Source organism: Synechococcus sp. J7-Johnson (assembly GCF_024345795.1).
Taxonomy (GTDB): Bacteria; Cyanobacteriota; Cyanobacteriia; order PCC-6307; family Cyanobiaceae; genus Regnicoccus_A.
The window spans coordinates 107,670-119,906 of record NZ_JAGQBU010000006.1; the positions used below are offsets into that span (position 1 = coordinate 107,670).

14 protein-coding genes and 1 pseudogene are annotated in these 12,237 nt (G+C 65.9%); 5 read left to right on the forward strand and 10 right to left on the reverse strand.

From position 1 onward, the window contains the following. Positions 1 to 23 precede the first annotated feature (23 nt). Positions 24 to 1,598, forward strand: coding sequence for an alpha/beta fold hydrolase (locus KBY93_RS05020; protein WP_255093146.1), 1,575 nt, complete (start codon positions 24 to 26; stop codon positions 1,596 to 1,598). A gap of 24 nt (positions 1,599 to 1,622) precedes the next feature. Here KBY93_RS05020 and KBY93_RS05025 read toward each other — a convergent pair whose 3' ends face one another. Together KBY93_RS05025 and purT are read right to left on the reverse strand one after the other, a co-directional pair. Next, positions 1,623 to 2,666, reverse strand: a complete 1,044-nt coding sequence (locus KBY93_RS05025) for an LCP family protein (protein WP_255093147.1) — start codon at positions 2,664 to 2,666, stop codon at positions 1,623 to 1,625. 62 nt (positions 2,667 to 2,728) lie between these two features. After that, positions 2,729 to 3,916: a formate-dependent phosphoribosylglycinamide formyltransferase gene (gene purT, locus KBY93_RS05030; protein ID WP_255093148.1), complete on the reverse strand. Its 1,188-nt coding sequence runs from the start codon at positions 3,914 to 3,916 to the stop codon at positions 2,729 to 2,731. Positions 3,917 to 3,991: 75 nt separating this feature from the next. Between purT and KBY93_RS05035 the strand changes: the two genes are divergently transcribed. Then, on the forward strand, positions 3,992 to 4,153 hold the full coding sequence (locus KBY93_RS05035) for a cytochrome B6 (RefSeq protein WP_094554925.1): 162 nt from the start codon (positions 3,992 to 3,994) through the stop codon (positions 4,151 to 4,153). 15 nt (positions 4,154 to 4,168) lie between these two features. Here KBY93_RS05035 and KBY93_RS05040 read toward each other — a convergent pair whose 3' ends face one another. The 3 genes from KBY93_RS05040 to KBY93_RS05050 form a co-directional block, all read right to left on the reverse strand. Next, positions 4,169 to 4,411 carry a hypothetical protein gene (locus KBY93_RS05040; protein ID WP_255093149.1) on the reverse strand — a complete coding sequence of 81 codons (243 nt, stop codon included), beginning with the start codon at positions 4,409 to 4,411 and terminating at the stop codon, positions 4,169 to 4,171. 49 nt (positions 4,412 to 4,460) lie between these two features. After that, positions 4,461 to 5,549 (reverse strand): phospho-N-acetylmuramoyl-pentapeptide-transferase, encoded by a 1,089-nt coding sequence (gene mraY / locus KBY93_RS05045; RefSeq protein WP_255093150.1) that lies wholly within the window; start codon positions 5,547 to 5,549, stop codon positions 4,461 to 4,463. A gap of 73 nt (positions 5,550 to 5,622) precedes the next feature. Next, on the reverse strand, positions 5,623 to 5,874 hold the full coding sequence (locus KBY93_RS05050) for a DUF3134 domain-containing protein (protein ID WP_255093151.1): 252 nt from the start codon (positions 5,872 to 5,874) through the stop codon (positions 5,623 to 5,625). Positions 5,875 to 5,945: 71 nt separating this feature from the next. Here KBY93_RS05050 and KBY93_RS05055 point away from each other — a divergent pair, with 71 nt between their 5' ends. Further along, on the forward strand, positions 5,946 to 6,134 hold the full coding sequence (locus tag KBY93_RS05055) for a hypothetical protein (protein WP_255093152.1): 189 nt from the start codon (positions 5,946 to 5,948) through the stop codon (positions 6,132 to 6,134). A gap of 44 nt (positions 6,135 to 6,178) precedes the next feature. Beyond that, positions 6,179 to 7,402 carry an argininosuccinate synthase gene (locus KBY93_RS05060; protein ID WP_255093153.1) on the forward strand — a complete coding sequence of 408 codons (1,224 nt, stop codon included), beginning with the start codon at positions 6,179 to 6,181 and terminating at the stop codon, positions 7,400 to 7,402. Positions 7,403 to 7,434: 32 nt separating this feature from the next. Here KBY93_RS05060 and KBY93_RS05065 read toward each other — a convergent pair whose 3' ends face one another. The 4 genes from KBY93_RS05065 to KBY93_RS05080 form a co-directional block, all read right to left on the reverse strand. Continuing rightward, positions 7,435 to 7,911 (reverse strand): hypothetical protein, encoded by a 477-nt coding sequence (locus KBY93_RS05065; RefSeq protein ID WP_255093154.1) that lies wholly within the window; start codon positions 7,909 to 7,911, stop codon positions 7,435 to 7,437. Between the two features lie 68 nt (positions 7,912 to 7,979). Further along, positions 7,980 to 8,333, reverse strand: coding sequence for a 30S ribosomal protein S6 (gene rpsF, locus KBY93_RS05070; RefSeq protein ID WP_255093155.1), 354 nt, complete (start codon positions 8,331 to 8,333; stop codon positions 7,980 to 7,982). 116 nt (positions 8,334 to 8,449) lie between these two features. Next, positions 8,450 to 8,917 (reverse strand): Tic20 family protein, encoded by a 468-nt coding sequence (locus KBY93_RS05075; RefSeq protein ID WP_255093156.1) that lies wholly within the window; start codon positions 8,915 to 8,917, stop codon positions 8,450 to 8,452. Positions 8,918 to 8,979: 62 nt separating this feature from the next. Next, positions 8,980 to 9,918, reverse strand: a complete 939-nt coding sequence (locus KBY93_RS05080) for a shikimate dehydrogenase (protein ID WP_255093157.1) — start codon at positions 9,916 to 9,918, stop codon at positions 8,980 to 8,982. Positions 9,919 to 10,072: 154 nt separating this feature from the next. On the opposite strand from KBY93_RS05080, the gene dnaK reads away from it, so the two are divergent. Next, positions 10,073 to 11,989, forward strand: coding sequence for a molecular chaperone DnaK (dnaK, locus tag KBY93_RS05085; protein ID WP_255093158.1), 1,917 nt, complete (start codon positions 10,073 to 10,075; stop codon positions 11,987 to 11,989). A 127-nt stretch (positions 11,990 to 12,116) separates the two neighbouring features. Here the strand turns inward: dnaK and KBY93_RS05090 are convergent. Next, a pseudogene (locus tag KBY93_RS05090) lies at positions 12,117 to 12,237 on the reverse strand (IS630 family transposase); the annotation flags it as partial.

The window sequence follows — 12,237 nt, forward strand, 5'->3', positions numbered from 1 at the left end:
ACCACAGGCGGTCAGGGGAGATCATGGAGATTCTCGGGTGCCATCACGTGCGCACGCTTCGTTCCGCTCCGGCTGCTCCGCTATTGCTCACCGTCGCCGGGCTGCTTGGCGCCGCGCCATTTCTGTCTGCTCCAGCCCGTGCTCTGGAGCAGGTGGAGATGCGCTTGCCGTTTCTCGAAACGAGCTTCAAGGTGAACCTGGAGGAGTTGAGCAATACGGCGCGGCTGATCAGCGGCACCAGTGATCTGGCCGAACTCGATCAGGCCACCGACGGTGCCATTGGCCGCCAGCTGGTGGCCCTCTTCAATGCACCACTGCCGCTGCAGGTGCCGGCGGTGGTCAATGAGGCTCAGGGATCGCCGATGCTCAACCAGGCGTTGCTGCTGATCTCCGCCCTTGGCGGTATCGATGGACTGCCTGCCCAGTTGGACAGCAACGACCTCTCCAGGGTGCTGGACAAGGCGGCGGCCAATGGACCTCCCACCATGCTCAGCGTGATGCAGGCGCTGCCTGGCACCACTGCCTCGGTGGATCTGGGCCGGGCGCTGTATTCGGTGCAGCGTCTGGCTTCCCAGCAGCAGCCGGCCGATCGCCTCCTGACGGGCCAGAGGCCTGCCGGTGTCGATCCGGCCCTCAGCCAGCCCGGTCCCCTCACGGTGGAGCGGAAGCTGATCGCGATCCCAGCGTCCCACCGGCCCAAGCCCCTACAGGTGATACAGATCAGCCCCTCCAAAGGTGCGAGCGGTCGGCTGGTGGTGATATCCCATGGGCTCTGGGATGGACCGGAGAGCTTCGAGGGGTGGGCCAGCCATTTGGCCAGCCATGGCTACACGGTGCTGTTGCCCTTCCACCCCGGCAGTGATCAGGGTCAGCAGCAGGCCATGCTCTCCGGCAAAGTGCCGCCCCCTGGGGCGGAGGAACTGCGGTTGAGGCCTCTGGATATTTCGGCGGTGATCGACGGGGCCGCGGCTGGTCTGCTTGGACCGAACACCCGTTTGAACTCCGAATTCGTGGCGGTGCTCGGTCACTCCTGGGGGGCTACCACCGTTCTGCAGCTGACTGGGGCCAAGCCGAGCGATGTCGGGCTCAAGGAGCGCTGTGACGAGGTCTTCGATCCGGAGCGGAACATCAGCTGGGTACTGCAGTGCAGTTTTGTTGGCACGGCAGATCAGGCGGCCCTGAGCGACTCCCGCGTCAAGGTGGGCGTGGCTGTGAGTCCGCCGATGTCGCTGCTGTTCAACACCGGGGCCGGACAAGCGATGCATGCCCGGGTGTTGCTGGTGAGCGGTACCCGAGACTGGGTGGTGACGCCTGAACCGGAGGCCATTCGCCCGATGCGCCTGGAGGCCAGTCGTGGCGGCGCGGGCCATCGCCTGGTACTGGCGCAGGGAGGCGATCACTTCAATCTGCGCTCCACCCTTTCTGAGGGAGGGGGCCCCCTGCGTGGGTTGCTGCTGGCCTGGACCAACGCTGCCTTCGCTGCTGGTGCCGCCGTTCAACCTGGTCCCGGCGCTCCAGAACTTCTGCCGGCCAATGGTTGGGGTGATGCGGCCATGCCCCTGGTGGGGATCTCCCGTGATCAGCTGGGGGCGCCTTGATGCCGCGGCAGGAGAGCCGGAGCCTCAGCGCAGGTCGTTCGGCTGGCTGACGCCAGCATCGCCGTTTTCCGGCTCCAGAGACTCGGCGTGCTGGGTGTTCAGGTCCGGCATCCAGTAGCTCAGGTCGTCGTGCCAGTAGAGCCGGCCCGCCAGCCGAGTCGTGCTGAGCCTGGTGCTGCCCAGTTTGCTGATCAGGTTCCCCAGCTCCAGCGGCGAGAGATCGGTGCTGATGTCGTTGCCGGCGATCCTGAGCAGCTCAGGCAGGCGGGTCACGGAGCTGGGCTGGGCCAGTTTGCGGAACACCTCGCGGATCACAAGCTGCTGGCGTTCCATCCGGCCGATGTCGCCCAGCTCGTCGTTGCGGAAGCGCAGGAATCCCTCCAGGTCCTTGCCCTTGAGCAACTGCACGCCTGGGTAGAGATCAATGTAGAGATCCTGGCGGGTGTCGGTGTAGTACATCCGATTGGGCACATCCACCTCGACACCCCCCAAGGCTTCGGCGAGATTCTGCACAGCATCCAGGTTCACCAGCAGGTAACGGTCCACCGGGCTGCCTAGCAGGGCGGTGAGCTCCTCCTTGACGGCCTCCACCCCACCGGAGGCGTAGAGGGCGTTGGCCTTGAGCACCCCGAAGCGACTGGACTCAATGAACGTGTCCCGCGGCACCTGGGTGAGCTTGGTGATGCCGTCGTGGATGTTGGCGACCACCATCACATCTGTGCTGCCGCTGATCTGGTCGGAGCCCAGGATCAGGATGGGGTGATGATCGATGGGGAGCGGCGGCACCAGCTTGCCCAGCGTTGGCGCCATGTGGCTCAGGGCCGCCAGGGCGGGACCGATCAGCTGTGGCAGTGGGCCCGCCAGGCCGTAGCCCAGGCCGATGCCGCTGGCGAAGGCCACCAGGATGGCCGGCCGCAGGACACGCCTGAGCAGACCAGTAGGCGTGGCCGTGCCGTGCCCCTGGCGGCGTTTCAGGGCGATCACGGTGGCCGCCGCTCGCTCAGCCTGATTGGCAGCGTCGCCCTTGCCGGTGTTTGAACGGTTAGGGCGACGCTGGGCCTGGGCCATGGGGAATCCTTACAGGCGCACCATAAAACCGAAAACAGCTCAAGGCCAGTGGGCAGCGCTGCTCAGCCCGCCGCCACCACGGTGATTTGCCCGGCGGCACGATCAGCCCGTGCCCGCGCCTCGGCCACGTCCGCCCCGGTCGCCAGGGCCACCCCCATGCGGCGATTGGGGCGTGCGTTGGGTTTGCCGAAGAGCAGCACCTGGGTGCTTGGTTCCGCCAGGGCCTCGGCCACACCGGTGTAGGCCACGGTGTCGAGGGTCTGATCCGCCAGGATCACCCGGCTGGCGGCGGCGGAGCTGGAGCGGATGGCCGGGATCGGCAGGCCCAGTACGGCCCGCAGGTGCAGCTCGAATTCGCTCAGGTTCTGCCCCACCAGTGTGACGAGGCCTGTGTCATGGGGGCGGGGGGAGAGCTCGGAGAAGACCACCTCCTCCCGGCCGGGCTCGCCGCAGAGGAAGAACTCGACCCCGAACAGCCCGGCGCCCCCCAGCTCGTCGGTGACGGCCAGAGCCATGGCCTGGGCGGCTGCCAGCTGTGCTTCGCCCAGAGCGGCCGGCTGCCAGCTGCACTGGTAATCGCCGCGCTCCTGCAGATGGCCGATCGGCGGGCAGAAGAGGGTGGGCCCCGACCAGGGCCTGACCGTGAGCAGGGTGATCTCCAGCTTGAAGGACAGGAACTCCTCCACGATCACGCGGGAGCCGGCGCCCCGGGCCCCGTCGAGGGCCGCCTGCCAGGCGGCGGCGAGGCCCTCCTCTGAGCGCACCACGCTCTGGCCCTTGCCGGAGGAGCTCATCACTGGCTTGACCACCACGGGCCAGCCCAGGGGAGCCGCCACGGCCAGCAGTTCCTCTGCACTTTCGGCGTAGGCGAACCGGGCTGTGCGCAGGCCGAGCTTGCCGGCGGCCAGATCCCGGATACGGTCGCGGTTCATGGTCATGGCCGTGGCCCGGGCGGTGGGAATCACCGTGATCCCCTCCGCTTCGACCTCAGCAAGAGCGTCCACCGCCAGGGCCTCGATTTCCGGGATGACCAGATCGGGACGGTGGCGTCTCACCACGGCCTTGAGAGCCTCCGGGTCGGTCATGGCGATCACCTCTGCATGATCGGCCACCTGCATCGCCGGCGCACCGGGGTAACGGTCGACAGCGATCACCCGGCAACCCAGTCGCTGGGCGGCGATGGCCACCTCCTTGCCCAGTTCACCGCTGCCCAGCAGCATCAGGGTTCGCGGCAGGGAGGGGGCGGCCATGGGGCTCGTGGAGATCTCACATCGATCTTCGCCCCCGGCAAAGCCTGCTAGAGAAGGCATCCGCGCCTGACCGTCTTGCAGAGCCTGCTGTTCGCCTTCTCCACCGCCGGTGATGCCGATGCCGGACTGGTGTTCGGTCAGGACATCGCCACCTTCCAGAAGTGGGCCCTGATCTACCTGGTGCTCTCCTCGCTGGGGTTTGTGGCCGTGTGGGTGGTGGGTTACCTGCGTCGCTGAGCGCCCGGGAGCCGCTCAGCCTCCGGGGATCAGATCCAGCTGGCGCACCGGCGGCTCCTCGCTGATGAACCCGTAGGCCTCGAAGACGCCCGCATCGGGGTGGGTGATGTGCTGCCCGTCGCTGTGCCGCTCCAGGCTGAACCCCTCAGTGGCCATGCGCCGCATCAGCGCCGCCGCCTCCTCGAAGCGGGCCGCCATGGCCTCGAGGCTGGCGCAGTCGGCAGTCAGACCCTGTTCCTTCCAGGTGAAGTAGGCCACCTCAGTCTCCCGTTGCTTCAGTCACCCCTCAAGTCTGCTGCGGATTCGCTCAGGGCAACAACAGCAATCCCAGCAGCACCAGCAGTGCGCTCGCCCCCCAGAAGCGCATCACCACCGTCAGCTCGGGCAGGCCCCCCAGCTCGAAATGGTGGTGCAGCGGTGCCATGCGGAACAGGCGACGGCCCTGGCCATCGGGGCCCTTGGTGGCCTTGAACACCCACACCTGCAGGATCACCGAGAGCGATTCCGCCAGGAACACGCCTCCCATCAGCAGCAGCGGCCAGAGACTGTCGCTGAGCAGGGCCACCGCGCTCAGGGCCGCTCCCATCGCCAGGGAGCCGGTGTCGCCCATGAACACCCGGGCCGGGTGGCGGTTGTGGGCCAGGAACCCCAGCCAGGCACCGGCCATGGCGGCGCAGAAACCGGCCATGGCCGGATCCCCCAGAGACCCCCTCACCATCAGTTGGGCGCCGAAGCCGGTGAAGACGATGGCGCCGCAGCCGGCCGCCAGGCCATCAAGGCCGTCGGTGAGGTTGGTGGCGTTGCTCTCCGCCAGGAACACGAACAATCCCAGCGGCAGGATCAGCAGACCGAGGGGCAGCACCCAGCCCAGGGCCAGGGAGACATCCGGGCGGATCCAGAGGTTCCACTGGGCCCAGGCCAGGAACAGGGCCGCAGCCAGGGCCTGCAGCAGCAGCTTGCCCCGTGGGGTCAGTCCGGTGTTGGTCTGGCGGGTGAGACTGCGCCAGTCGTCGATGCCGCCGATGGCCAGGTAGGCCAGGGTGATCGCCGCCACCGCCAGCAGCCGGTCATCGCCAGGGGAGACCAGACCACCCACGATCACCCCCACCGGCACCACCAGCAAGCCACCCATGGTGGGCGTTCCGGCCTTGCCGTGGTGTCCCTGGGGTCCCTCCTCCCGGATCACCTGGCCGAGCTTCAGGACCCGCAGCCGGGGAACCCCCCATTGGCAGAGCGCCCAGCTCACCAGGGCTGCCACGAGCAGGGGCGGTGTGAGCTGGGGAGCGCCGCTGAGGCGGTCAAAGAGTATGCAGACGAGCAGGACAGCCGCGGCCAGCAACAGGGCACTGGGCCGACCATCGGCTGGGGTTGCTGGAGCCCCTGCTGGGGCCGGCATTTGGGTTGTTCGGGCCAAGACTCCTGGCGCCGCCGCGGCGCTGTGGCGATGCGGCCGGACCTTAGGTCAGGATTCAGTCTTCCCAGTTCTCATCGGCCTGTTCATCGGCCTGGTTGTACTCCTCCTTCTCGCCCATCAGAGCCGAAAGCTCCTCTTCTTCAACCGTGCTCACATCCGGAGCCGCCGTTTCCTCATCGGCCACCAGACGGCCACTGCTCTCCAGCCAGCTGAGCAGATCGGGCTCATCGCGCAGGGGTAGTACCGGCGCTGGCTCATCCCGCCGGTAGCGGGTGAGCGAGGGGTTGATGCTGTCGAGGGTGCTCATGGAAAGCCTGTGAAGCGCGCAACCGTTGGACGCCGATCGATCACCATAAGCCAGCAGCTTGAATCCTTCCCTTGATTGCCGGCAAACTCCCCACGCTGGTCCTTGGCTGGAGCCTGGCCCTGCTGATCAGTGCTCTGCTGGTGTGGGCAGGCCAGCGCTGGCCAGACCCTCTGCCCGTGGTGGCCTGGCAGGTGTGGGGATTGGTGCTCATCCCGCCGCTGCTGATGGGGGTCTGGATCGCCAGCCGCTGGCGCCGGTGACAGGGGACAATCCTGGAACAGCTCGCACGCACAGGACTGAGGGAATGGCACAGGAGCAGGGCGCCAGGGCAAAACGGGTGGTGCTCGCCTACTCCGGTGGGGTGGACACCAGTGTCTGCATTCCCTACCTGAAGCAGGAATGGGGCGTCGAGGAGGTGATCACCTTCGCGGCCGACCTCGGCCAGGGCGATGAGCTGGAGCCGATCCGCCAGAAGGCGCTCGACTCCGGCGCCAGCCAGTCGATCGTGGGGGATCTGATCGATCCCTTCATCCGCGAGTTCGCCTTCCCGGCCATCCGCGCCAATGCTCTCTATGAGGGGCGCTATCCCCTCTCCACGGCCCTGGCCCGGCCCTTGATCGCCCGCCGGTTGGTGGAGGTGGCCCGGGACCTGGGCGCCGATGCCGTGGCCCATGGCTGCACGGGCAAAGGCAATGATCAAGTGCGCTTCGATGTGGCGATCGGCGCCCTGGCTCCCGATCTGAAGGTGCTCACCCCGGCCAGGGAATGGGCCATGAGCCGGGAGGAAACGATCGCCTACGGCGAGCGCTGTGGCATTCCGGCGCCGGTGAGCAAGGCGAACCCCTATTCGATCGATCTCAACCTGCTGGGCCGCAGTATCGAGGCCGGCCCGCTGGAGGATCCGCTGGTGGAGCCTCCGGAAGAGGTGTTTGCCATGACCCGCTCGATCCGTGACACACCTGAGGAGCCACAGGTGGTGGAGATCACTTTCGAGCAGGGCAACCCTGTCGCGATCGATGGCGTGAGCCTTGATCCCGTCAGTGTTATCCGCCGTGCCAATGAGCTGGCCGGCCTCCATGGCTTCGGCCGCCTTGACATCATCGAGAACCGGGTGGTCGGGATCAAGTCGAGGGAGATCTATGAAACACCTGGTCTGCTGTTGCTGATCCGTGCCCACCAGGAGCTCGAAAGTCTCACCCTGGCGGCCGATGTGGTGCGCTACAAGCGCCAGATCGAGTCCAGCTGGGCTGATCTCGTCTACCAGGGACTCTGGTTTGGACCGCTCAAGCAGGCGCTCGATGGTTTCCTGGATTGCACCCAGGCCACAGTCAACGGCATGGTGCGTCTGCGGTTGCACAAGGGCAATGCCGTGGTGATCGGCCGCTCCAGCAGCAGCGACAGCCTTTATGTGCCCTCGATGGCCACCTATGGCAGCGACGATCGCTTCGATCATCGGGCTGCAGAGGGCTTCATCTATGTGTGGGGGATGCCGACCCGGCTGTGGGCGGCCAGCCGGCGCCAGGCCTGAGGCTGCTCAAATCGCCCTGGCCTGGTGTTGATTCAGGCGGGAGGTTGTCCACGCCTGAGCCAGCGTTCCCGCAGGGCCCGCAATGGCTCAAAAGCAGCCTGCTGACTTGAGCCTCGCGCTGGCCTGAACTCGTTCTCAGGGGCTGGTGGGGGAGGCGGTGGTGGTGCCGGAGGCAACAGGCGCCTGGCCTGCTCCCTGAGGGCGTGATTGTCCTGGGCCAGCAGCTGCTGCTGATCCAGCAGCGGCTGCAGGCGCTGATGAAATTTCCGCTCGAAGATCTGGGGCAGATCTCTGATCAGCTCCTCGAGATCGGCAAGTTGACGTCTCGCCCGCTCCAGGTCCTGCTGGCAGGTCAACAGTTGAGCCCTGGTGGCCTCCAGCTCCAGACTGGCCTCCCGCAGAGCACTCCTGAGCCGATCGTTGAGTGGCGGCGAGCCTGGCTCTGGACTCTGCAGTTCGGCCGGAATCGGCACTGGCGGGGTTCCTGGCCTTGGAAGGTCATCAACCATCAGTTGGCCAGGATTGGTGGCTGATCCATCATCCCCAGGTTGGGCGGGATGCGTTGATTTCCGCTGGTTCAGCTTTCAGCTGCCACCGGTTCTGCGGCGGCAGGAGCGCTGCGAGGGGTGGGCAGCGGACCGTCCTGCTTGACGGTGAGGTAGCGGATCACGTCTTCGCTGAGGCGCATGGCGCGCTCAAGCAGGGCGACCTGCTGCCCATCACCGTCGTGGTTGAGCTGCACGTAGATGCCTTCGCGGTGCTTGGCAATCGTGTAGGCCAGGCGACGTTTGCCGCGCATCTGGCAATCCAGCACTTCAGCGCCAGCTTCGGTGAGCAGATCGCGGTACTTGGCCACATGGGTTTCCACCTCTTCCTCCGGGATGTCCGGACGAAGGATGTACATGGTTTCGTAGTAAGGCTTCTTTGACATGGGGGACTGAGGCTCCGTGATGGGCTCTTGGGAGGCCGGCGGCAGAGCGCTGCCAGCAACGGATTTGTCAGCCTACCTGCCGGTCTCCTCCTGATTCCGCTCTGCTGCCACTGCTGTCAGTAGAGCTGCATCCGCACCGCTTCCGAGACCGTGGGGATGTCGGCTTCACGGCCACGGATGCTCTGAACCACCGAGAACACCACCAGCAGCAGGGTGGCGAGGAACACGGTGTTGCTGAGGGTGCGCAGAGCAAAGCCGGCCCCCAGCGGGCGCAGCAGAACGCTGAAGGCCAATGAGAGCAGGATCAGCACGATGTCGATCAGGATCGCCTGCAGCACGTTGAAGCGGATGAAATAAGGCACCCGGGCATTGCGGACCACTGCCAGGAACAGCACCAGGAACAACAGAAACCCTCCGAAGGGAATCTGCTGCTGCAGGGCCATCAGCGGCAGGGCCGGCAGCACCAGCCACTGCAGGGCCGGCACCAGGCTGAACAGAGCCTCACCGAAGGGCACGCCGTCACTCCAGGGGAGCAGGTAGGCCAGCACGGCCAGCAGCCGTTGCCAGATCGGGGGGCCTTCCATGGATGCTGGGCGCGTTGGCTGCAATCCGCCCAGGCTAGAGGGGTAGTCCCTGCCGCCAGTGATCAGGCGCTGCTGAGCTGATCGAGCGCGGCCTGGCGCATCGCCGCCAGCGGCAGTGCCAGCGGCGTGGTTTCGGAGCAGCCCGGCTCTGAGAGCCAGAGCCTCAGGGCGGCGGCTCCCTGCTGCACCAGCATGTCCAGGCCATCGAGCACACTGCAGCCCCGCTGGCGGGCCTCCAGCAGCAGGCGGCTTGGCCGAGGTGTGTAGATCAGGTCGTAGACCAGGCTGCCAGGGCGCAGTGCCTCGAGGTCAGCCGCCTCCAGAGGGCAGGCGCTGGCGTTGGCACCCATTCCCACCGGCGTGGTGTTCACCACCAGATCGGCCGCAGTCAGCGCCTTGAGCAGGTCTTCGTGCTCATCGGCCGCCGCCGGCCAGGCCACCCCGCTGAGCTGGGGTGCCCATGACCCGCACTCCGCCAGGAACGTCGCCAGGGCATCGGGCCGACGTCCGGCCAGCTGAATGTGCTCCAGTCCCAGCTCCACCAGGGCCGCCACCACGGCCCGGGCGCTGCCGCCGCAGCCCAGCACCAGGGCCCGCCCGCCCGCCAGGTCTTGCACTGAACCAGGTGTTTGGCCGCCGCTGGCTCGCAGCGGCGCAAGAAACCCTTCCACGTCGGTGTTGGTGCCCAGCCAGCCGCCGCCCTCGCGTCGCACCAGGGTGTTCACGGCCCCGACCCGCCGGGCCAGGGGGGTGAGCTCCGCAGCCAGCTCCGCCACCGCCCGCTTGTGGGGCAAGGTCACGTTCAGTCCACGACAGTCGATGGCCTCCAGGGCCCGCACCACCACCGCCAGATCACTGGCCTGCACCGGCAGGGCCAGGTAGATCCAGTCGAGACCCAGCTCCCGCAGGGCGGCGTTGTGCATCGCCGGCGAGAGGGAATGACGCACCGGATCGCCGAGAACGGCCACGAGCGAGGTGCGGGCGGAGATCTCAAGGGGCATGGCGGCTGGGGTCTGGGGCGATGCCGGGAGCGAAATGTACGGGCCTGGCCGCCACCCGCCCGCCCTCTGTTCGGAAACCACACCTCGCCTGCGGTGGCCCCCACTGCTGAAGATGCATGGGACAGAACATTCAATTCAGAGGAGGTGAGAACCCATGGGTAAGGTTGTCGGCATTGACCTTGGCACCACGAACAGCTGCGTGGCGGTGATGGAGGGCGGCAAGCCCACCGTGATTGCCAATGCGGAAGGGTTCCGCACCACCCCTTCGGTGGTGGCTTACACCAAGAACCAGGATCAGCTGGTGGGCCAGATCGCCAAGCGCCAGGCGGTCATGAACCCGGAGAACACTTTCTACTCGGTGAAGCGTTTCATCGGCCGTCGGGTCGATGAGGTGAACGAGGAATCGAAGGAAGTGAGCTATGGCGTCGAGAAGGCGGGCGCCAATGTGAAGGTGAAGTGCCCGGTGCTGAACAAGCAGTTCGCCCCTGAAGAGGTGAGTGCCCAGGTGCTGCGCAAGCTGGCCGATGACGCCGGCAAGTACCTCGGTGAAACCGTCACCCAGGCGGTGATCACGGTGCCGGCCTACTTCAACGACTCCCAGCGTCAGGCCACCAAGGATGCCGGCAAGATCGCCGGCCTCGAGGTGTTGCGCATCATCAACGAGCCCACGGCGGCAGCCCTGGCCTACGGCCTCGATCGCAAGAGCAACGAGCGCATCCTGGTCTTCGACCTGGGCGGCGGCACCTTCGACGTGTCCGTGCTGGAAGTGGGCGATGGCGTGTTCGAGGTGCTCTCCACCAGTGGCGACACCCACCTGGGCGGCGACGACTTTGACAAGGTGATCGTCGATCATCTGGCCGCCAGCTTCAAAGCCAATGAAGGCATCGACCTGCGCCAGGACAAGCAGGCCCTGCAGCGCCTGACCGAGGCGGCCGAGAAGGCCAAGATCGAGCTCTCCAGCGCCACCCAGAGCGAAATCAACCTGCCGTTCATCACGGCCACCCCCGAGGGGCCCAAGCACCTCGATCTCACCCTCACCCGGGCGAAGTTCGAGGAGCTGGCCTCCAAGCTCATCGATCGCTGCCGGGTGCCGGTGGAGCAGGCCCTCAAGGACGCCAAGCTCTCCTCCGCTGAGCTCGATGAGGTGGTGATGGTGGGTGGTTCCACCCGCATTCCCGCGGTGCTTGAGCTGGTTAAGCGAGTCACCGGCAAGGACCCCAACCAGACGGTGAACCCCGATGAGGTGGTGGCCGTTGGTGCCGCCATTCAGGGAGGTGTGCTGGCCGGTGAAGTGAAGGACATCCTTCTTCTCGATGTCACCCCGCTGTCGCTGGGCGTGGAAACCCTGGGCGGCGTGATGACCAAGATGATCACCCGCAACACCACCATCCCCACCAAGAAAGCCGAGGTGTACTCCACTGCGGTTGACGGTCAGACCAACGTGGAAATCCACGTGCTCCAGGGGGAGCGCGAGCTTGCCTCCGACAACAAGAGCCTGGGAACCTTCCGTCTCGACGGCATCCCGCCTGCACCTCGCGGCGTTCCCCAGATCGAAGTCACCTTCGACATCGACGCCAACGGTATCCTCAGCGTCACCGCCAAGGACAAGGGCAGCGGCAAGGAGCAGAGCATCTCCATCACTGGGGCCTCCACCCTCAGTGAGAACGAGGTGGAGAAGATGGTTAAGGACGCCGAAGCCAACTCGGCGGCTGATAAGGAGAAGCGCGAGCGCATCGACCTGAAGAACCAGGCCGAAACCCTCATCTACCAGTCTGAGAAACAACTCACCGATCTTGGCGACAAGGTCAGTGCGGAGGTCAAAGCCAAGATGGATGAGAAGCGCCAGCAGCTCCAGGAAGCTGTCGACAAGGAGGACTACGATGCGATGAAGACCCGCTTCGAGGAGCTTCAGAAGGAGCTCTATGAAGTGGGGGCCTCGGTCTACCAGCAGGCTGGAGCTGAAGCCGGTGCTCCTGGTGCCGAACCGGGCGGCAACGGTGCTGCCGGCGCCACATCCTCAGGCCCCAGCGCCGATGATGTGATCGATGCGGAGTTCACCGAGAGCAAGTGAACGGGTCGTGATCGTGGCCGGGTGACGCTTCATGTCGCCCGCCACGATCACGATCATGGCCTCAACCAGGAAAGCCCTCTTTGCATTGCAAAGAGGGCTTTCTTTTGCTCCGATCCCGGTACTAGTATCACGTCCCAGAAATCTGCGAGCAAAGCCGCTGGAGCTTCTCCAAGATCGAGTCAGCAGTGGCGGTCCAGCTGAATGGTGCTGAGCGCTTGTTGTAGTGAGCGATGAAGTGCTTGATCCTG

Coding starts and splice junctions, on each gene's coding strand:
- KBY93_RS05020 (WP_255093146.1), top strand. CDS start 24: ATGGAGATTCTCGGGTGCCATCACGTGCGCACGCTTCGTTCCGCTCCG.
- KBY93_RS05050 (WP_255093151.1), bottom strand. CDS start 5,874: ATGAGCACCCTCGACAGCATCAACCCCTCGCTCACCCGCTACCGGCGG.
- rpsF (WP_255093155.1), bottom strand. CDS start 8,333: ATGTCAAAGAAGCCTTACTACGAAACCATGTACATCCTTCGTCCGGAC.
- purT (WP_255093148.1), bottom strand. CDS start 3,916: ATGGCCGCCCCCTCCCTGCCGCGAACCCTGATGCTGCTGGGCAGCGGT.
- KBY93_RS05075 (WP_255093156.1), bottom strand. CDS start 8,917: ATGGAAGGCCCCCCGATCTGGCAACGGCTGCTGGCCGTGCTGGCCTAC.
- KBY93_RS05060 (WP_255093153.1), top strand. CDS start 6,179: ATGGCACAGGAGCAGGGCGCCAGGGCAAAACGGGTGGTGCTCGCCTAC.
- KBY93_RS05025 (WP_255093147.1), bottom strand. CDS start 2,666: ATGGCCCAGGCCCAGCGTCGCCCTAACCGTTCAAACACCGGCAAGGGC.
- KBY93_RS05065 (WP_255093154.1), bottom strand. CDS start 7,911: ATGGTTGATGACCTTCCAAGGCCAGGAACCCCGCCAGTGCCGATTCCG.
- KBY93_RS05080 (WP_255093157.1), bottom strand. CDS start 9,918: ATGCCCCTTGAGATCTCCGCCCGCACCTCGCTCGTGGCCGTTCTCGGC.
- mraY (WP_255093150.1), bottom strand. CDS start 5,549: ATGCCGGCCCCAGCAGGGGCTCCAGCAACCCCAGCCGATGGTCGGCCC.
- dnaK (WP_255093158.1), top strand. CDS start 10,073: ATGGGTAAGGTTGTCGGCATTGACCTTGGCACCACGAACAGCTGCGTG.